This window comes from Kitasatospora sp. NPDC059795 (genome assembly GCF_042732175.1).
Taxonomy (GTDB): domain Bacteria; phylum Actinomycetota; class Actinomycetes; order Streptomycetales; family Streptomycetaceae; genus Kitasatospora.
In genome coordinates this window covers 106,818-125,992 of sequence record NZ_JBHWID010000011.1, presented here as the reverse complement: position 1 = coordinate 125,992, position 19,175 = coordinate 106,818, and the positions used below count along the sequence as shown (strand labels likewise).

Annotated in this window: 17 protein-coding genes and 2 riboswitches; of the genes, 7 read left to right on the top strand and 10 right to left on the bottom strand. The window is 72.6% G+C overall.

The genetic code is table 11. From position 1 onward, the window contains the following. The first annotated feature begins 82 nt into the window (after positions 1 to 82). Positions 83 to 1,366 (top strand): carbohydrate-binding protein, encoded by a 1,284-nt coding sequence (locus ACFV4P_RS22940; protein ID WP_380473817.1) that lies wholly within the window; start codon positions 83 to 85, stop codon positions 1,364 to 1,366. Positions 1,367 to 1,480: 114 nt separating this feature from the next. Here the strand turns inward: ACFV4P_RS22940 and ACFV4P_RS22935 are convergent, their stop codons facing one another. From ACFV4P_RS22935 to ACFV4P_RS22925, 3 genes are all read right to left on the bottom strand, one after another. Continuing rightward, a complete protein-coding gene (locus ACFV4P_RS22935) occupies positions 1,481 to 1,972 on the bottom strand; it encodes a hypothetical protein (RefSeq protein WP_380473815.1) in 492 nt (163 codons plus the stop codon). Between the two features lie 84 nt (positions 1,973 to 2,056). Continuing rightward, positions 2,057 to 2,239 (bottom strand): DUF664 domain-containing protein, encoded by a 183-nt coding sequence (locus ACFV4P_RS22930; RefSeq protein ID WP_380474073.1) that lies wholly within the window; start codon positions 2,237 to 2,239, stop codon positions 2,057 to 2,059. Positions 2,240 to 2,254: 15 nt separating this feature from the next. Further along, positions 2,255 to 2,404, bottom strand: a complete 150-nt coding sequence (locus ACFV4P_RS22925; RefSeq protein WP_380473813.1) for a hypothetical protein — start codon at positions 2,402 to 2,404, stop codon at positions 2,255 to 2,257. Between the two features lies 1 nt (position 2,405). Then, positions 2,406 to 2,513, top strand: a riboswitch (ZMP/ZTP riboswitch). 30 nt (positions 2,514 to 2,543) lie between these two features. On the opposite strand from ACFV4P_RS22925, the gene ACFV4P_RS22920 reads away from it, so the two are divergent. From ACFV4P_RS22920 to ACFV4P_RS22910, 3 genes are all read left to right on the top strand, one after another. Continuing rightward, on the top strand, positions 2,544 to 3,992 hold the full coding sequence (locus ACFV4P_RS22920) for a glycine hydroxymethyltransferase (RefSeq protein ID WP_380473811.1): 1,449 nt from the start codon (positions 2,544 to 2,546) through the stop codon (positions 3,990 to 3,992). A 103-nt stretch (positions 3,993 to 4,095) separates the two neighbouring features. Further along, a complete protein-coding gene (locus ACFV4P_RS22915; protein ID WP_380473809.1) occupies positions 4,096 to 4,794 on the top strand; it encodes a tyrosine-protein phosphatase in 699 nt (232 codons plus the stop codon). 82 nt (positions 4,795 to 4,876) lie between these two features. Beyond that, positions 4,877 to 5,212: a hypothetical protein gene (locus ACFV4P_RS22910; protein WP_380473807.1), complete on the top strand. Its 336-nt coding sequence runs from the start codon at positions 4,877 to 4,879 to the stop codon at positions 5,210 to 5,212. Here the strand turns inward: ACFV4P_RS22910 and ACFV4P_RS22905 are convergent. Together ACFV4P_RS22905 and ACFV4P_RS22900 are read right to left on the bottom strand one after the other, a co-directional pair. Beyond that, a complete protein-coding gene (locus tag ACFV4P_RS22905; RefSeq protein ID WP_380473805.1) occupies positions 5,169 to 6,632 on the bottom strand; it encodes an MFS transporter in 1,464 nt (487 codons plus the stop codon). The two genes, ACFV4P_RS22910 and ACFV4P_RS22905, sit on opposite strands and share 44 nt — an antisense overlap. A gap of 100 nt (positions 6,633 to 6,732) precedes the next feature. Continuing rightward, on the bottom strand, positions 6,733 to 7,986 hold the full coding sequence (locus ACFV4P_RS22900; RefSeq protein ID WP_380473803.1) for an MFS transporter: 1,254 nt from the start codon (positions 7,984 to 7,986) through the stop codon (positions 6,733 to 6,735). A gap of 519 nt (positions 7,987 to 8,505) precedes the next feature. Continuing rightward, positions 8,506 to 8,672, top strand: a riboswitch (cyclic di-AMP (ydaO/yuaA leader). 3 nt (positions 8,673 to 8,675) lie between these two features. On the opposite strand from ACFV4P_RS22900, the gene ACFV4P_RS22895 reads away from it, so the two are divergent. Next, the gene (locus ACFV4P_RS22895) at positions 8,676 to 9,773 is read left to right on the top strand and encodes a transglycosylase family protein (RefSeq protein WP_380473801.1); all 1,098 of its coding nucleotides are present in this window, start codon (positions 8,676 to 8,678) and stop codon (positions 9,771 to 9,773) included. A 22-nt stretch (positions 9,774 to 9,795) separates the two neighbouring features. Here the strand turns inward: ACFV4P_RS22895 and ACFV4P_RS22890 are convergent, their stop codons facing one another. The 3 genes from ACFV4P_RS22890 to ACFV4P_RS22880 form a co-directional block, all read right to left on the bottom strand. Next, positions 9,796 to 10,947 (bottom strand): CapA family protein, encoded by a 1,152-nt coding sequence (locus tag ACFV4P_RS22890; RefSeq protein WP_380473799.1) that lies wholly within the window; start codon positions 10,945 to 10,947, stop codon positions 9,796 to 9,798. Between the two features lie 112 nt (positions 10,948 to 11,059). Then, positions 11,060 to 11,986, bottom strand: coding sequence for a diiron oxygenase (locus ACFV4P_RS22885; RefSeq protein WP_380473797.1), 927 nt, complete (start codon positions 11,984 to 11,986; stop codon positions 11,060 to 11,062). Between the two features lie 121 nt (positions 11,987 to 12,107). Beyond that, complete coding sequence (locus ACFV4P_RS22880; protein ID WP_380473795.1) at positions 12,108 to 13,055, bottom strand: pseudouridine synthase; 948 nt, start codon at positions 13,053 to 13,055, stop codon at positions 12,108 to 12,110. Between the two features lie 135 nt (positions 13,056 to 13,190). On the opposite strand from ACFV4P_RS22880, the gene ACFV4P_RS22875 reads away from it, so the two are divergent. Continuing rightward, entirely contained in the window at positions 13,191 to 16,286 is a 3,096-nt protein-coding gene (locus ACFV4P_RS22875; protein WP_380473793.1) for a SpoIIE family protein phosphatase, read from the top strand. Between the two features lie 218 nt (positions 16,287 to 16,504). Then, positions 16,505 to 16,897 carry a hypothetical protein gene (locus ACFV4P_RS22870; RefSeq protein WP_143200157.1) on the top strand — a complete coding sequence of 131 codons (393 nt, stop codon included), beginning with the start codon at positions 16,505 to 16,507 and terminating at the stop codon, positions 16,895 to 16,897. Between the two features lie 97 nt (positions 16,898 to 16,994). On the opposite strand, the gene ACFV4P_RS22865 is transcribed toward ACFV4P_RS22870, so the two are convergent. Next, entirely contained in the window at positions 16,995 to 17,771 is a 777-nt protein-coding gene (locus ACFV4P_RS22865) for a 3-oxoacyl-ACP reductase (RefSeq protein ID WP_380473791.1), read from the bottom strand. Continuing rightward, a complete protein-coding gene (locus tag ACFV4P_RS22860; protein ID WP_380473789.1) occupies positions 17,768 to 19,144 on the bottom strand; it encodes an aldehyde dehydrogenase family protein in 1,377 nt (458 codons plus the stop codon). The genes ACFV4P_RS22865 and ACFV4P_RS22860 overlap by 4 nt, the downstream gene beginning before the upstream one ends. Between the last annotated feature and the right edge of the window lie 31 nt (positions 19,145 to 19,175).

The window sequence follows — 19,175 nt, the reverse complement described above, 5'->3', positions numbered from 1 at the left end:
GTACCCGACCGTTGACCCGGCCGCGCGCCCCCACTTCGCGCCCCGGGCCCGCCGTCCTCGCCGCCTCCTGGAGAGGTTCTCGATGGAACGCGCACTTCCCCCACACCCCCCTGCCGTCGACGCCCCGACGCGCCACCGCCGGCCGCGCCGCGCCCTCGCCGTCGCGCTGTCCGTGTTCGGCCTGCTGGCCGGCACGGTGGCCGCCGTCACCGCGTCCGGACCGGCGAACGCCGCGACCACCGCCGGGATCGGCTCCAACTGGTACGCCTCCGCGCCGTACCTGATGCCGGAGGACAACAGCCCGCCGGACGCCGCCGCGGTGATGGACGCCACCGGCCAGAAGGCCTTCCAGCTGGCGTTCATCCTGGCCCAGGGCAGCAGTTGCAGCCCGGCCTGGGGCGGAACCTCCTCGATCGACTCCGACACCACCATGCCGGCGGTGATCCAGACCGTCCGCGCCAAGGGCGGCGACGTGTCGGTGTCGGTGGGCGGTTACGGCGGCACCAAGCTCGGCCAGACCTGCGGCACTCCCGAGGCGACCGCCGCCGCCTACCAGAAGGTGGTCACCAAGTACGGCCTCAAGGCGATCGACTTCGACCTGGAGGAGCCGGAGTACGAGAACACCGCCGCGATCCACAACGAGATCGGCGCGGCGCGGATCCTCCAGCAGAACAACCCGGGCATCTACATCTCCATCACCACCGCGGGCACCAACGCCGGCACCGGCTGGTTCGGCACCCAGATGCTCCTTGAGGCGAAGTCGCAGGGATTCACCCCCGACAATTACTCGATCATGCCGTTCGACGGCGGCTTCGCCGGGGCCGCGGCGCAGACCGACGCGCTGGTGAAGTTCAACCAGATCCTGCAGAGCACCTTCGGCTGGAACGAAGCCACCGCGTACGCCCACGAGGGCGTGTCGATGATGAACGGCCGCACCGACGCCGCCGAGTACTTCCGGCAGGCCGACTTCCAGACCGTCCTCGACTTCGCGACCGCGCACAAGCTCGCCCGCTACACCTACTGGTCGGTCAACCGGGACCGGCAGTGCCCCGGCACGGTGGACCCCGGCCTGTCCGGGTCGTGCTCCAGCGTGGCGCAGAACGACTGGGACTTCACCAAGTTCACGGTGCGGTTCGCCGGCGCGACCCCGCCCACCACCCCGTCCTCGCCCTCGCCGACCGGCAGCTCCAGCCCGTCGACCGGCGGCACCTGCAACCCGGCCTGGCAGGCGACCACCACCTACGTGGCCGGCGACAAGGCCAGCTACAGCGGCCACAATTACCACGCCAAGTGGTGGACCCTGAACGAGAATCCGTCCGCCAGCGGCCAGTGGGGCGTGTGGGCGGACGACGGCCCGTGCGCGTGAGCGCCAGCACTCCTGCGCGTCCCCGGTGACGCCGAACGGGCCGCCCGCTCCCGGAACTTCCGGGGGCGGACGGCCCGTTGACGTCCTTCGACCGACTGCCGGCGCGGCAGTGTGTCAGACGGTGGCGCGGTTGCGGTACTCCTCCGCGATGGCACGGGTGGAGGGCAGGTCGGTCAGCGGCTCGCCGACCACCCGGGAGGCCAGCTCGGTCGCCACCTTGATGACGTCCTCGCGCAGTTCGGCCTCGGCCAGCACCTTGTCGGCCGCCAGCTGCACGTGCGCCTCGGCCACCAGCTGCTCACGCTGCTGGAGACCCTCGGCGCGCAGGGCGGCGATCAGGGCCGCGCCCTCCTCGGCGGCGGTCTGCCGGATCGCGGCGGCCTCGTGCCGGGCTGCGCTCAGCTCGGCCTGGAATTCGTCGCGTATCCGTTCCGCCTCGGCCCGGGCGGCCTCGGCGCGGACCAGACCGCCGTCGGTCTTGTCGTGGCGTTCGGCAAGAGTCCGTTCGATGCGCGGCAGTACAACCTTGCCGAGCACCGCGAACAGCAGGAAGAAGACAATCAGGCCGAGGATCAGCTCGGGCACATTCGGTTCGAGAGGTCCCATACTCAGTATGCTATCCGGTCATCTGACGGTACGTCCGCCGGGGTCCCTCCATCCCCCTTGCCCCGCACGGCACTTCGGCCTCGCTCAGGAGCCCGTGACCCCGTCGACGTGCTCGCGCAGCAGGTCCGCGTGGCCGTTGCGTCGGGTGTACTCGGCGATGACGTGCAGGAACGTCACCCGCAGCGACTGCTCCTCGCCGTACGCGACCAGCGTGGCGTCCAGCGCGGCACCGGCCACCGCGAGGTCGGCAAGGCGCTGTTCCTCCAGCAGCTGCCGGTACTCCTACTCGGCGCGCGCCGGGTCCAGCAGGTCGAAGTCGGCGTCCTTGCGGCCCTCGACGAAGTGCAGCGGAGGGACGTCCTCGCCGCCTCGGACGATGCGGGTTCGGACGATGCGGGTTCGGACGGACCGGTCGCGTCGGGTTGGTACCATCGCGGTGAGCCGTGACTGGCGCGCTGGGATGGAACTCACCATCGGGGAGCGGCTCCGCACGGAACCCGCGGGTTCCGTTGTGCTGTAGCCGAGCGCCTGGGCCGTCCGAATCGTCGCCGTTCCGTACGAGGAGACCGCCTTGGCCGAGTCCCTGCTTCCGCACACCTTCGGCAGCCCTGCCGCCGACACCGCCTTCCGCAGCGCCCTGGACGTGGTGCGCGCCGTCGAACCGCGGGTCGCCGCGGCGATCGGCGCGGAGATCGAGGACCAGCGCGCCTCGCTGAAGCTGATCGCCAGTGAGAACTACGCCTCGCCCGCCGTGCTGCTGGCGATGGGCAACTGGCTGAGCGACAAGTACGCGGAGGGCACCCCCGGCCGCCGTTTCTACGCGGGCTGCCGGAACGTCGACACGGTGGAGCTGCTGGCCGCCGAGCACGCCCGGGAGCTGTTCGGCGCCGAGCACGCGTACGTGCAGCCGCACTCCGGGATCGACGCCAACCTGACGGCGTTCTGGGCGGTGCTCTCGCAGCGGGTGGAGAGCCCGGCGCTGCAACGGGCGGGCGTGCGCAACGTCAACGACCTGAGCGAGCAGGACTGGGCGGAGCTCCGCCACGAGCTGGGCAACCAGCGGATGCTCGGCATGTCGCTGGACACCGGCGGGCACCTGACGCACGGCTTCCGCCCGAACATCTCCGGCAAGATGTTCGACCAGCGCAGCTACGGGACGGACCCCGTGACCGGGCTGGTCGACTACGACGAGGTCCGGCGGATCGCCCTCGACTTCAAGCCGCTGATCCTGGTCGCCGGGTACTCGGCGTACCCGCGGCTGGTGAACTTCCGCAAGATGCGGGAGATCGCGGACGAGGTCGGCGCGACCCTGATGGTCGACATGGCGCACTTCGCCGGGCTGGTCGCGGGCAAGGTGCTGACCGGCGACTTCGACCCGGTCGCGCACGCGCAGATCGTCACCACCACCACGCACAAGTCCCTGCGCGGCCCGCGCGGCGGCATGGCGCTGTGCACCTCCGAGCTGGCCGAGCACGTCGACCGGGGCTGCCCGCTGGTGCTCGGCGGCCCGCTGTCGCACGTGATGGCCGCGAAGGCCGTCGCGTTCGCGGAGGCCCGCCGTCCCGAGTTCCGGGTGTACGCCCAGCAGGTGGTGGACAACGCGCATGCGCTGGCCGAGGGCCTGTTGAAGCGCGGTGCCCGACTGGTGACCGGCGGCACCGACAATCACCTGGTGCTGGCGGACGTCTCCTCCTACGGTCTGACCGGCCGGCAGGCCGAGGCAGCGCTGCTGGACTCGGGGATCGTCACCAATCGCAACTCCGTGCCGCAGGACCGGAACGGCGCCTGGTACACCTCGGGCGTCCGACTCGGCACCCCCGCCCTCACCACCCGCGGCCTGGGCACGGCGGAGCTGGACGAGGTCGCCGACCTGATCCACACCGTGCTGTCCTCGACCTCCGCCGCCGGCACGTCCAAGGCGCAGTACGTGCTCGACACGGCCGTCCGCGACGCGGTCGCCAAGCGCGCCGTCGACCTGCTCGCCGAGTACCCGCTCTACCCCGGCATCACCCTCGCCTGACCGCCCCTCGCCGGGCGGCCCGGGCCGCGGCCTCCCCTGCCGCGCCCCGGGCTGCCCGGCCCGCCCGGCCGTCGGCGAGCCCGGGCTGCCTAGGATGGCCGGCATGATCGCAGACGAATCGACGGCGACGGACGGGGACGGCCCCACCGTCCCCGGGGTGCGCAACTTCCGGGACGCAGGCGGGCTCGGGGCCCTCCCCCGCGGAGTGCTGTACCGCTCCGGCGCCCTGGACGGACTGACGCCCGACGGCGCGCAGAAGCTGTGGAACCTCGGCGTGCGCACCGTCATCGACCTGCGCAGCGCTCCGGAGACCGCCGCCCGCCCGGACGCACTCGGCGACAGCGGCATCCGGCACCTGCACGTCCCGGTCTTCCCCGAGCAGCGCTGGCCCGAGGAGCAGGCCGAGCTGTACCCGCTGATGGCCGAACACGCCGGACGCCCCGCCGTCGCGGCGGTCCGCGCCCTGCTCACCGCCGAACGCCGGGCTGTCCTCATCCACTGCGCGTCCGGCAAGGACCGCACCGGCCTGGTGGTCGCCCTGGTGCAGTCGCTGCTGGGAGCCGCCGAGCCGGAGATCCTCGCCGACTTCCTCCACTCCAACACCGCACTGGGCCTCACCAGGCCCGGCCCCGACGTCCCCGGCCACGCCACCCGCCCGGTCACGGCCGTCCTCCTGCGACGCGCCCTGGTCTCCGTCCGCTCCCACCACGGCACCCTGGACGACCACCTGCGTGCCCACGGTGCCCGGGCCTCCGAACTCGCCTCCCTGCGCGCCGAGTTCCACTCCCCGGACCGCCGGTAGCGGCCGGGCGGCGCTGCGGTGCCGACCTGTCGGAGGGGCGTCGGCGACTGCCGAAGAGCCCTGTCCGCTACTCCCCGGCACCGTGGTGGAGGTGAGCTGCGAGCCGACCGGCCGGTGTGCCGCGTCCGGAACGGACCACGCGGTCGGGGACGGCGCCAAGTTCCTGTTCGACCTGTGGCTGTTCTCCTTCACACCCGGCCTCGCGCTGATGGCACTGGGCGCCCGTCGCTCCACCAAGCTCCGGCGCGCGGGAAGGCCGACCCGCGGCGGCATCGGTATGCCGCTCCGCCTGGTCATCGTGTGGTTCGTCGTGCTGCCGGTCCTGGCGCTGGTGCTGGGCATCGTCTCGATCGTCCTTCAGACCTTTCTGTTGATCAGTTGCGCGGGTGGGTCTCGTACATCCGCACCGCCACGGTGACGCCCGCCGCGGCGGTCAGTGCGGCGACCGCCCAGATCGCGGTGGTCACGCCGTACGCGTCGGCGAGGATGCCCGCCAGCAGTGCGCCGACCGCGAAGCCGCCGTCGCGCCAGAGCCGGTAGATGCCGACGGCGCGTGCCCGCCAGGCGGGGTGGGCGACGTCTCCGACGACCGCCAGCAGCGTCGGGTAGACCAGCGCGGTGCCCGCGCCCAGCAGGGCCTGGGCGGCGGCCCACACCGGGAAGCTGGTCCCGACCGCGACCAGGCCGAGGGCGGCGGCCTGCAGCAGCATGCCCGCGGTGATCAGGTGCTTGCGTCCGATCCGGTCCGACCACCAGCCGGTGAGCATCTGCCCTGCGCCCCAGACCGCCGGGTAGAGCGCTGCCAGGATGCCGATCCGGCCGAGCTCCAGTCCGTGCGCTGCGTACAGCAGCGGGAAGATGCCCCAGGCGAGGGCGTCGTTGAGGTTGTTGACCATGCCGGCCCAGCTGGCGGCGGACAGCGCCCGGTCGCCGAGGCTGGTGGTCCGGGCTATTCGGGCCGTACTGAACCTCGCCGGGTCGTCCGGTCCGCCATGCGCGGGAGCCGTACCGCTGCTCTCGGACGCCGGCACGGCCGCGCGCTCGGGCGTCGCCTCGACTGCGCGCATCGCTGCACCGGCAGTGGCCGTTCCCTCCGGCGGCGTGCCGCTGGACGCCGCGTGTGCGGCGGCCTCGGCCCGGGCGTGTTCGCGGGTCTCCCGGACGGCGGCGACCGTGAGCCCCAGGCCGAGTGCGACGTAGGCCGCGCCGAGCAGGAAGGGCTGCGGGCGCAGACCCCACTGGGCCGCGATGGCGCCGGTGGCGGTGGCGGTGGCGGCCACCGCGAGGTAGCCCGCCGCCTCGTTGAGGCCCATCGCGAGGCCGCGCCGGGCCGGGCCCACCAGATCGATCTTCATGATCACGGTGGTGGACCAGGTGAGGCCCTGGTTGACGCCGAGCAGCACGTTCGCCGCGACGATCCATCCCCAGGTCGGCCCCCAGGCCAGCATCGCCGGTATCGGCAGGGCCACCAGCCAGCCTGCGATCAGCACCGGCCTGCGCCCGTACCGGTCGGAGAGGGTGCCGGCGAAGAAGTTGGTGACCGCCTTGGTCGCGCCGAACGCCAGGATGTACGTCAACGCCCCCGTGTAGGCGGACATGTGGAAGACCTGGCCGGCGAGCAGCGGCAGGACCGTCCGCTCCTGGCCGAGCATGCCGCCGACCAGGGCGTTGACCGCCACCAGCAGGCCGAACTGGGCGAGGTTGGCGCGCAGTCCGAGCCGGATCGGTCGGGTCGCGGCCCCGCCGGCCGGGGCGGCCGGGGCGGCCGGGGCGGTGCGCGGAGCGGCGTTGGGCGCGGCTGCTGGGGGCGGCAGCGGGCGCTTGGCCTGAACGGACATGGGTGGCTCCCGGGTGGTGCGTGGATCGTGGTGCGTGGAGGAACGGGGCTCCACGGGCGTCGGTCGAGCGGCGGAGCATCATCGATGATATTCCAATCTTTCATGGATGAATGGAACTCGTCTCCACCAGTGGCTGCGCGGGCAGCCTCCGGACAGCCGGCAGGGCGAGCAGGAGGAAGGCGGCAGGAACGGCCAGCGCGGTCATGCCGAACAGCGTCCGATGGACGCCGATCCCGTCCGAGAGCGGGCCTGCGAGCACCAGGCCGAGGGGCATCAGGGCCACCGCGATCAGGTGGTCGTAGGAGCTGACCCGGGACAGCACCTGCTCGGGTATGTGCACCTGGAGCGCGGTCTCCCAAAGCACGAAGAACAGCGAGACGCCGACTCCCGTACAGGCCTCCAGCAGCGCGATCACGGCGACCGGCGCACCGGAGCCGATGATCAGCGCCTGGCAGGAGGCGATCGCCATCGCGACGGCGGCCACCGCCATCGGCCGGGCCGGTTTCAGGCGGTAGGCGCAGACGTCGCCGACGATCGAGCCGAGGCCGAAGGCCGCGACCACCACGGCCCAGGCGCCGGCCCCGCCCCATTCGCGATCCGCCAGGACCGGGCCGAGCACGAAGACGGAGGGCAGCACCACCACGTGGTAGACCGCCATGGCGAGCATCCCCGACCACACCCAGGTCCGTTCCCGTACCTGCCGCCAGCCGACCCGGAGTTCAGCCAGGAACCCGAGCCGCTCGGCCCGCTCCGCGACGGCCGGACCGCCCACCGCACCGAGCCTCGCCAGCACGGCGGCGCTGGCGGCGAAACTCACGGCATCCACCAGCAGGGCTCCGCCCGGCCCGACCAGGGCGACCAGCGCACCGGCCAACGCCGGACCGACCACCAGGCCCACCGAGTGCACGAACCCGCGCAACGCGTTGGCCTCGCCCAGCCGTTCACTCGGCACCAGCAGCGGAAGCAGCCCGGTCGAGGCCGGCAGGAAGAATGCGTCCGCCACTCCGAACACCACCATCAGCAGTGCCAGCACCCCGACCCGGGCCGTCCCGGTGAGCAGCAGCACCGCGACGGCGGCCTGGACAGCACACCGCACCAGGTCGGAGACCAGCATGATCCGCTGTCTCGGTATCCGGTCTGCCCACACCCCGCCGATCAGCGTGAAGACCAGCATCGGCAACAGGCCCGCCGCGGTCACCAGCCCGACATCGACGGCCGAGCCGCCGATCGACAGCACCGCGAACGGCAGCGCCACGAACGACACGCGATCACCCAGGATCGACAGCGACTGGCCGACGAACAGGCGGGCGAACTGGCGCTCCACCCGGAGCACTTCGGGAATCAGCGCAGCCACGGGCACCTCCACAACAGGTCGGGGAAAAGCGATCACCGCGATGGTAGGAAGCCCCGGAACAGCCTGTCGCGTGATTTATCCACAACGCGACCAATGCCCCGATTTACCTCAACTGCCGTCATCAACACCGAAGTTGACTGCCACCCAGCCCGATTCGCCCGAAAACCGGCCGCTGGCCTTCCCTCCTTCCCGCATCCCAATCCCACCGATCGGCCAGACTTTCGCACCCCCCCTTCCGACCGACCGGCCGTCCGATCGCCCGACCTTGCCCAACGCCCCAAGCACGCCCGGCCGCGCCCGACGTCCCGAACGACCGTCAACAGGTCGCCCACGCACGGACGCCGCACTTCCCCGCTCCCACAAGGACGTTCCGTGCCCGACGGGCGCCCGAGCCCACGTGACGCACCCGTGATCCGGGCGCGATGAGCTTGTGATTGGTCCGTTCGAGTGAATAGGCTCGGTCCCGCCCGCACCGCCGGGTCCCGCACGCGGCAACGCCGAACCCTGTCCGCCGTGTTGTCGGGTCGACCACCACAACCCTGGACAGGGACGGGGGAACCAGGTACGTCGCCGTCCCCACGGCTAGGGGTGAAGCCGCCCGCACCGGATCCGACCGGAACGCGGCGGCCGGGCCTCCTCCCGGTCCGAACCCGACAGCTCACCTCGCAGGCGTGCGGAGAGGACCGGACATGCTCTTCACGGGTTCCGGGCGCCACCGTCGGCAGAGCCCGGCGGAGAAGGCCGCCGAGCGGGCGATCGCCGCGGCAGGCGTCGCCGGCGTCGGCCTCGCCCTGCCGTTGCTCGCCACGACGGGCGCACACGCCGCGCCCAGCTCGGTCTGGGACCGGGTCGCCGCCTGCGAGAGTGGCGGCAACTGGACCTCCGACTCGGGCAACGGCCTGTACGGCGGCCTCCAGATCACCGCCCAGCGCTGGGTCGACTACGGCGGCGCCCAGTACGCCGAGCTGCCCAGCGAGGCCACCCGCAGCCAGCAGATCGCGGTCGCCGAACGCATCCTGGCCACCGAGGGCCCGCAGCCGTGGGCCTCCTGCGTGGACTCCGCGGACCTTCGCACGGCCAGCGCCCCCGGCGTGGTGGACAACAACGACTCCGCGGACGAGTCGGGTGCGCTGCGCGGCGCCCGCGGCGCAGCGGCCGTCAACTCCGCCGCGGACGGCACCGTCGCCGCGCCGAACGCCGCTCCGGTGTTCTCCGGCCTGCCCGGCTACGACCCGATCTACCACGTGTACTGGTACCAGAAGAACGGCGCCTGGTTCTGGACCAGCCACCAGAGCCTGTACGAGCGCTACATGCAGCTGACGCGTCCTCAGCCGCCCACGGCCACGCCGTCCCCGACCACCACCCCGGACGCCCAGGCCACCCCGCCCGCGCCGGGCACTCCGGCCGACCCGAGCGCCACCCCCAGCCCGACCACGCCCCCCGAAGACCAGCACGGCAACGGGAACGGCAACGCGAACGGGAACGGCGCCGAGAATGGCAACGGCCACTCGCCCGCCCCGGACCCGGCACCCACCACCCCGGACCCGAGCACGTCCGCGCCCACCGCCCCGCCCGCGTCCACCGACGCCCCGCCGGCGTCGAGCGCCCCGGCCACCACGCCTCCGTCCCCGCAGCCGTACACCGTCGGCCCGGGCGACACCCTCGCGAACATCGCCCGCAGCCACGAGCTGGGCGGCGGCTGGACCGAGCTCTACAAGGGCAACCAGCAGGTGGTGGGCGAGAATCCGGACCTGATCCGCCCGGGCCAGGTGCTGAACCTGGGCTGACGCCCGCCCGGGCCGGCCGCCGTCAGTTCGGGACGGCGGCCAGCCCGGTGCACCCGCGCAGTCCGTCGCGGCGTTTCTGCGCGGCCTGCGCCGCGCTGCCGGCCTGCGGAACGGGAACGCCCCGACCGTCGATGTGCGCGGGGGTGAACGTTTCTCCGGTGACCCGCCCGTCCGCGGTGATGGTGAGCGTGGTGACGCCGGTCTCGTCGGAGGCGGTGTAGTTCGAGGTGCCGTACCAGAGGAAGTTGCCGAAGCCGTACGCCACATAGGTGTTCCCGAGCATGCCCGCACCGAGCATGGTGTGGGCGTGGGTGCCGACCACGGCGGTGGCTCCGGCGGCGGCGAGCTTCTTGGCGAGTGTCTTCTGCGCGGCGGTCGGGCAGGCGACGCCTTCCTCGCCCCAGTGCAGGTAGACCAGCACCACGGGTGCCTGCGCCTTGGCCTCGGTGACGGCGTGCAGCAGCGACTTCTCGTCGAACGCGGAGGCGATGCCGGCCTTGTGCTCGCCGGCCCGCCACTTCTGGTTGGTGAGTTCGTCGACCTGGCTCGCCGCCAGCACGGCGACCTTCGTCCCGTGCACGGTGGCGATGTGCGGCGCGAAGGCTTCGGCCGCGTCCTTGCCGATGCCGATCAGCGGGATCGGGGAGCTCGCCTTGGCGGCGAGGGTGTCGGCGAGGCCGTCGGCGCCGAAGTCGACGGCGTGGTTGTTGGCCTGGGAGAGCACGTCCACTCCGGCGTCCTTGAGCGCGGTGAGCGCCTTGGGGCCGGTGCGGAAGGTGTAGGTCTTGGGTTCGGGCTTGCCCCGGCCGGTGATCGCGGTCTCCAGGTTCAGCACCGCGAGGTCGGCGGCGGCCAGGGTCTTGGCGATCGGCCCGAGCGCGGTCTCGGCGGTGGGGGCGGTCAGCCGGGAGGCGGTCCGGCCCTCGAAGTGGACGTCGCCGGCGAAGGCGACCGTGATGGCACCGGCCCCGGCACTCGATGCCGCGCTCGCCCCGGCACTGTCCTCCGCCCCACCGTTTCCGGGCACCGCGGACGACGTGCCCCCGGCGGATTCCCCGGCGGGGGCGGTGGCCGTCGTCCCGTCTCCGCCCGGTGGTGTCGGTCCGCCGCACCCGGCGACGGCAGTGAGCAGCAGGACGGCGACAGCGGCGGTGCCGAGTGGTGCGCGGCGCATGGTGATCCCCCCGGATCGTTCGGTGCGTCGCACTGTATCTGCGCCACTTCCGCACCGGAAGGCCGCTTCCGCACCGAACGGTCACAACCGGGCCGCCGACAGCCCCCGTCGCTCAGGCGATCACTCCGGCGGCGCGCAGCAGCCAGCGGTTGGCGCCGCCGACGAGTCCGGCCCGGTCCAGGACGCCGATCACCTTCCGCGCCATCTCGATCTTGGTGCTGCGCCAGTGCGGGTTGGCCCGGGCGACGGCCTTGCCGACCTTCGGGTCGATGCCGACGGCGGCGTAGACCCGGGGGTGGATCAGCGCGGTGGTGGCGAAGTAGATGACCACGCCGAGGAAGAGCTGCTCCCAGCGTCGCTGCACCATTCCGAGGCGCTTGCGGACGAGTTCCTCGCGGGCGTAGCTGATGTGCCGGGCCTCCTCGATGACGTGGATCCGGGAGACCTGCCGGATGAGCGGCTGGAGGGTGTCGTCGTTCATCACTTCGCGCTGGAAGGCGTCCAGGATCTCTTCGACGTACATGGTGCCGCCGAAGGTCTGACTGTGGGTGGAGATCGCCTTGAACAGCCGGCCGAGGTTGTGGGCGACGAATCCGGCACCGTAGGAGGGCGCGCCCATCTTGGCGATCATGCGGGCGAACATGATCGAGTGCCGGCATTCGTCGGCGATCTCGGTGAGCGCGTACTGGACGTGGTTGCTGGTGGGGTCCCGGTCGAAGGCGTGGCGCAGCAGCATCTGCATGAGGATCTCCTCGAACCAGATGCCGACGCTCGCGATCGAGGCGACCTCGTGCTTGGAGAGCTCGATGCGCTCGTCCTCGGTCATCCGCTCCCACAGGCCGGTGCCGTAGAGGGAGAGGTGCCGGGGCGGGCAGTAGTAGGCGCCCGGGACGGGGTCGGCGTCCCAGTCGACGTCCTTGAGCGGGTCGAACGAGAGCTTCGCGGAGGAGGCGAGCAGACGTTCGGCGGTGCGTTCCCGGTCGGGGGCGGTGCGCTCGCGGTCGGGGGCGCCGGGTGTGGCGGCGGGCTGGGGCGGCATGCCGGCTCCTTCGCGGTGGGGTGGAGTGGAACGGTGCCACTGCCCGCGAAGGTAGAAGTTATTAGACTGCCCGTCAATACAATGCGCAGAAGACGGCGCCCGCCGCCCTTCTGATGGTCCGTCAGCCGCGCCAGCCGGCCGGGTCGGACCATGCCGCCAGGACCCGCCCGCTGACGTAGCGCCGTGCTGTGCCGTCCACGGGGTCGGTGAACTCCAGGCAGCGGGCGAGCAGTTGGAGCGGGCGCCGGTAGTCCTCGGGGTCCTGTTCGGGCAGCAGTTCGGGGTAGATGGGGTCGCCGAGGATCGGCAGGCCGAGCCCGTTCATGTGCACCCGGAGCTGGTGGGTGCGGCCGGTGCGCGGGGCGAGCCGGTAGCGGCCGAGGCCGTCGCGGGTCTCGATCAACTCGACCCGGCTCTCGGCGTTCGGTTCGCCCGGCACCCGGTAGGCGTCCAGTCGGCCGTGGTCCTTGACCAGCCGGTCGATCACGGTGGTCGGCAGGCTCACCGCCGGATCGTGGCGGGCTATCGCCTCGTACGTCTTGACGGTCTCCCGCCGTTCGAACAGTCCCTGGTAGGCGCCCCGGCAGGCGGGGTCGGCGACGAACAGCACCACGCCGGCGGTGAGCCGGTCCAGGCGGTGCGCGGGGCTGAGCCGGGGCAGGCCGAGGTCGCGGCGCAGCCGGGCGAGCGCGGTCTCGGTGGCGTGGCTGCCGCGCGGCGTGGTGGCCAGGTAGTGCGGCTTGTCGGCGACGACGATCCGCTCGTCGCGGTACAGCACCTCGACGGGGAACGGCACCACGGGTTCGGGCGGTCCGGGTTCGCGGTGGAACCAGACGTGGCCGCCGGGCCGGTAGGGCGCGGCGGGGGCGATCGGCCCGTCGGCGCCGACGAACTCGCCGGCGTCGAGCATCGCCGCGATCCGTCCCGGCCCGACGGCGGTGCCGTAGCGCTCCTCCAGGTAGGCCCGGACGGTCGGCCAGGGCCCGTCGATCGGCAGGCGTACGTGGACGGGGTCGATGCCGTCGCGCTGCGGCAGGGGGCTGACGGGGGCGGGGGGCCTACGCGCCATCGGGCGCCGCCCGGTGGTCGGTCCGACGGGTGTCCATCCGGTCCACGATAGCGGCCGATCACCCGTCTGGGCGCGGGCGGCCCGGCGTGCGACGATGGCAGGGCGGTACCCGCCCCCGGAACGGCAGGTGGCCAGATGGACACCGACAAGCAGGGCATTCACCGGATCCGCCCCAGTTCTCCGTTCGCGGAGGGCGGTGCGCAGCTGCCGGACGGCCTGCTGGCCATTCCGGTCGCGACGGCCCTGGTCTCCGCCGACGGCCGGATCCTGCACTGGAGCCCGGATGCGGAGACCCTGCTCGGTTTCCCCGCCGAGCAGGCGGTGGGAGCCCGGGCCGCGGACCTGCTGGTCGGTACGGACCGGCTTCCGGAGGTGCTGGAGCTGTTCTCCCGGATCCTCGACGGCCGCCCGTTCTCGGGGATCTTCCCGGTGCGGCACCGGGACGGGCACCTGGTGCGGCTGGAGTTCCGGACCTTTCCCATCGTCGGCCCGGGCGGCGTCCCGATGGTGCTGGCGGTGGCGTCCGACGTCAGCTCGGTGCGCAGACTGGCCTCCGACCTGGCCATTCTGGACGGCTTCTTCACCCAGTCCCCCGTCGGCATGGCGGTGTTCGACACCGAGCTGCGGTTCGTCCGGTTGAACGACGCGCTGGCCGGGTTCAACGGGGTGTCGCGGCAGCAGAGCATCAAGCGGCGGCTGACCGAGGTGCTGCCGAGCATCGACGGGCAGCAGGTCGAGGCGATGATGGCGCAGGTGCTGGCCGACGGCGAGTCGGTGCTGGACGCCCGCACGCACGGCTGGACGCCGGCCGACCCGGAGCGCGAGCACGCCTGGTCGGTGGCGTGCTTCCGGCTGGACCAGCCGGACGGCAAGGTGCTCGGGGTGTGCGTGACCGTCGTGGACATCACCGACAGGTTCGAGGCGGAGATCGCCGCCGAGGCCGCCCAGCAGCGGCTGGCGCTGCTGAACGACGCGTCCGCCCGGATCGGGACCACCCTGGACCTGGCCACCACCGCCCGTGAGCTGGCCGAGACGGCGGCGCCGCGGCTGGCGGACGCCGTGGTGGTCGAGGTGCTGGAGTCGATGGTGAGCGGCGCGGAGGTCGCGCTGCCGGACCGCTCCGACCGGTCCGCGGTGCTGCGCCGCTTGGCGTTCCACACCGTTTCGGACAGCGGGATGCAATCGATCGGCCCGGTCGGCACGGTGCAGCACTACGGCCCGGGCAGCCCGTACGCGTGGTCGCTGGCGCACGGCCGGCCGGTGCTGGTGCCGCACGCCGACTCCCCCGCAATGAAGTGGTTCGACGGGGACCCGGTGCGGGCGTCGGCGATCCACGAGCAGGGGGTGCGGTCGTTCATGGTGGTGCCGCTGATCGCCCGGGGTTCGGCGATCGGCACGGCGACGTTCCTGCGTTCGCGCACCGAGGCGCGGTACAACGAGGCGGACGTGGCGCTGGCGTCCGAGTTGTCGGGCCGGGCGGCGGTGTCGATCGACAACGCGCTGCTGTACACCCGCGAACGGGACGCCGCCGAGCAGCGGCAGCGTGCGTTGGAGACGGCCGAGGCGGCGCAGCAGCGCCTGGCCCTGCTGAACGAGGCGTCCACCCGGATCGGCACCACGCTGGACCTGCACCGGACGGCGCAGGAGTTGGTGGAGGTGGTGATCCCCCGGTTCGCGGACTTCGTCACGGTCGACATCCGCGAGGCGGTGATGGCGGACGAGGATCCGGAGCCGGTGCCCGAGTCGGGGTCGGTGCTGTTGCGGGCGGTCGCGATCGGCGAGCGCACGGGCGACGGCGAGGACGCCAAGCTGGCAGGTGCGGCGGACGAGGTCGGCGGGTCCTCGCACTCCGCGCACCTGTACGCGCAGGCGATGCGCACCGGGCGGTCGGTGCTGGTGCCGCACGTGGACGAGTTCGCGTTGCGCCGGATCGTCACCTATCCGGAGCGGGTGCAGCCGAGCCTGGACGCGGGTCTGCACTCGTACCTGATGGTGCCGCTGCTGGCGCGCGGGCAGGTGCTGGGCGGTGTGGAGTTCGCGCGGATGGCCAATCCGGAGGCGTTCACGGCGGCGGACCTGGCGCTCGGCGAGGAGCTGGCGGCGCGGGCGGCGGTGTGCATCGACAACGCCCGGCTGTACCGGCGCGAGCGGGACACCGCGCTGACCCTGCAGCGCAGCCTGCTGCCCCAGGACGTGCACCACACACCGGGGTTGGAGATCGCGCACCGCTATCTGCCGTCGACGGTGGGCGACGAGATCGGCGGCGACTGGTTCGACGTGGTGCCGTTGACCGGCGGCCGGGTGGCGCTGATCGTCGGCGACGTGATGGGCCACGGCATCCGGGCGGCCGCCACCATGGGCCAACTGCGGACGGTGGCGCGCACGCTGGTGACGCTGGACCTGGATCCGGCGCGGGTGCTGCGCCGGCTGGACGACGCGACGGCGCAGCTCGGCGAGGGCCAGTTCGCGACCTGCGTGTGCGCGGTGTTCGACCCGGTGGACGAGGAGTGCATCCTCGCCTCGGCGGGCCATCTGCCGCCGGTGGTGTCCGAGCACGACGGGCAGGCTCGGCTCGTCCAGCCGCCGCCGGGGGCGCCGTTGGGCGTGGGCGGGGTGCCGTTCGAGTCGATCCGGTTCCCGCTGCGCGAGGACGGGCTGCTGGTGCTGTACACGGACGGGCTGGTGGAGCGGCGCGGCCAGGATCTGGACGAGGGCCTGGAGTTGCTGCGGGAGACGGTCACGCACCGGCAGGGCACGTTGGAGCGGGGCTGCGACGTGGTGCTGGACGCGTTCGGCGCGACGATGGGGCAGGACGACGTCGCGGTGATCATGGCGCATGCCGGGCCGGTCGGCGAGGACCGGTTGGCGACGCTGCCGCTGTCCGGCGATGCGGCGCTGCTGCGGCACGCCCGGGAGTTCACCCGGCGGACGTTGACCGGCTGGGGGCTGACCTCACTGGTGGAGCCGGTGGTGCTGCTGACCGGGGAGTTGTTGGCGAACGCCCTGATGCACGCCGGTTCGCCGCTGCAACTGCGGGTGTTCCGGGGCGCGCTGTTGACGGTGGAGGTGTCGGACGCGGACAGTCGGGAGCCGCGGCTGCGGCCGTCGAGTCCGCACGACGAGGGCGGCCGGGGCATGCAGTTGATCAACGAGTTGGCGCACCGCTGGGGCAGTCGGGCGACCCGGGACGGCAAGGTGGTCTGGTTCGAGATGGAACTCCCGGCCCGCTGATCCGATCGTCATACCGCTCCTCCTCAACTCCCTTCTCCTGAACGGGAATCCACCGCACCTCCGTCCGGTACGTCATCCGGCGGTACCCCACTCACCCGTCACGGCACTGGCGTTGCCCCGGGCGGGTGACGACACGGGCGAAGGCGCGCGCCGCAGGTCGGGCCTCCTCCAGGATCGGTCGCGACCGGTCGCGTTCGGCACCAACCATGGAGGAACAGATGCGTTCCAGCATTGCCAAGCTCACCACCGCCGCCTTCCTCACCGGGCTCGCCCTGTTCGGCTCCGCGGGCACTGCCTCCGCCGACGAATACCCGCACGGGGCGATCGCCGTCGGCGGCGACGCGGTGGCGCAGAACGGTGACGCGGTGGCGATCGACGGCGACGCCTGGGCCGCGGGCGGCAGCGCCGCGGCCGTCAACGGCGACGCGGGTGCGCTGGGCGGCGACGCCGACGCCGTCCAGGGCGACGCCTGGGCCGAGGGCGGCGACGCGATCGCGATCGACGGCAACGCCGAGGCACTGTGCGGCAACGCCGACGCCGTCGAGGGCGACGCACTGGCCTACGGCGGCAGCGCGATCGCGGTCGGCGGGGACGCGCTCTCCTCGGAGTGACCGCACCCCCGACGCCCCGTCCGGGCTGAACGGCGCAGGGCCTCACGGCCGGGCGGTGTCCTCGCGACCCGCCCGGCCGTTGCGCTGCGCCCGACGGCTAGAGCGGGGTGACGTAGGCGCCGGAGATGCCGCCGTCCACCAGGAAGGTGTTGGCCGTCATGAAGGAGGAGTCGTCGCTGGCCAGGAAAGCGACGGTGGCGGCGATCTCCTCGGGCTCGGCGAACCGGCCGAGCGGGATGTGCACCAGGCGGCGGGCGGCCCGTTCCGGGTCCTTGGCGAACAGCTCGCGCAGCAGCGGGGTGTTGACCGGGCCCGGGCACAGGGCGTTGACCCGGATCCCCTCCCGGGCGAACTCGACCCCCAGTTCGCGGCTCATCGACAGCACCCCGCCCTTGGAGGCGCTGTAGGAGATCTGCGAGGTGGCCGCGCCCATCACCGCCACGAAGGACGCGGTGTTGATGATCGAGCCCTTGCCCTGGCGCCGCATGTGCCCGATCGCGTACTTGCAGCACAGGTAGACGGAGGTCAGGTTGACGTCCTGGACGCGCTTCCACGCCTCCAGTCCGGTGACCAGGATCGAGTCGTCGTCGGGCGGTGAGATGCCGGCGTTGTTGAACGCCACGTCGAGGCTGCCGTAGTGCTCGACGGCGGTGTCGAACAGCACCCGGACCTGTTCCTCGTCGCTGACGTCGGTGCGCACGAACAGGCCGCCGACCTCGTTGGCGGCCTTGGCGCCGGTCTCCTCGTCGATGTCGGCGCACACCACCTTCGCTCCTTCGGCCACGAACCGGCGCACGGTGGCCAGGCCGATGCCGCTGCCCGCGCCGGTGACGACGGCCACCCGGCCGTCAAGTCGCTTGGTCATGAAGCTCATTCCTCCGTCGCGATGAAGACGTTCTTGGTCTCGGTGAAGGCGTGCAGGGCGTCGGGGCCGAGTTCGCGGCCCAGGCCGGACTGTTTGAAGCCGCCGAAGGGCGTCCAGTACCGCACCGAGGAGTGCGAGTTGACGGACAGGTTGCCCGCCTCGACGGCGCGGGCGACGCGCAGCGCCCGGCCCACGTCGCGGGTCCAGATCGAGCCGGACAGGCCGTAGTCGGTGGCGTTGGCGATCCGCACCGCGTCGCTCTCGCCGCGGAACGGCACCACCGCGACCACCGGCCCGAACACCTCCTCGGTGAACGCCCGGTGCTCGGGCTCGATCGGCGCGAGCACCGTCGGCGGGTACCAGAACCCGGGCCCTTCCGGGGCGCTGCCGCGGAACGCGACGTCGGTGTCGCCGTCCACGTAGGAGGCGACCCGCTGCCGGTGCGCGGCCGAGATCAGCGGGCCCATCTCGGTCTTCTCGTCGGCCGGGTCGCCGACCCGCACGGACCGCACCGCGCTCTCCAGCCTGGCCATGAACGCCTCGTACACGCTCGCCTCGACCAGGATCCGGGAACGGGCGCAGCAGTCCTGCCCCGCATTGTCGAACACCGCGTACGGGGCGGTGGCGGCCGCCTTGTCCAGGTCGGCGTCGGCGAACACGATGTTGGCGCTCTTGCCGCCGAGCTCCAGCGTCACCGGTTTGACCTGGGCGGCGCAGCCGGCCATCACGGACCTGCCGACGGCGGTGGAACCGGTGAACACCACCTTGCGGACGTCCGGGTGCGTGACGAAACGCTGCCCGACCACCGACCCGCGTCCGGGCAGGACTTGCAGCACGCCCTCCGGCAGGCCCGCGCGCAGGGCGAGTTCGGCGAGGCGCAGCGCGGTCAGCGGGGTGAGCTCGGCGGGCTTGACGATCACCGTGTTGCCTGCGGCGAGGGCCGGTGCGAGGGCCCAGGCGGCGATCGGCATCGGGAAGTTCCACGGGACGATCACTCCGACCACGCCGAGCGGTTCGTGGAAGGTGACGTCGAGGCCGCCGGCGACCGGGATCTGTCGGCCGAACAGCCGCTCGGGCGCGCCCGCGTAGTACTCGATGACGTCGCGCGCGTTGCCGGCCTCCCAGCGGGCGTTGCCGATGGTGTGGCCCGCGTTGGCGACCTCCAGCGCGGCCAGCTGTTCGCGGTCGGCGTCCACCTCGGCGGCGAAGCGTCGCAGCAGCCGGGCCCGGTCGCCCGGGCTGACGGCCCGCCAGCTCTCGAACGCGGCCTTGGCGCGGGCGATCGCGGCGTCGGCCGCCTCCGGGCCGGCCAACTCGACGGTGGCGATCACCTCCTCGGTGGCGGGGTTGACCACCTGGTACGGATCGGGCTGGTCGGTCACGACGCTCTCCTCTGGTGTGGTGTCCGCGCGG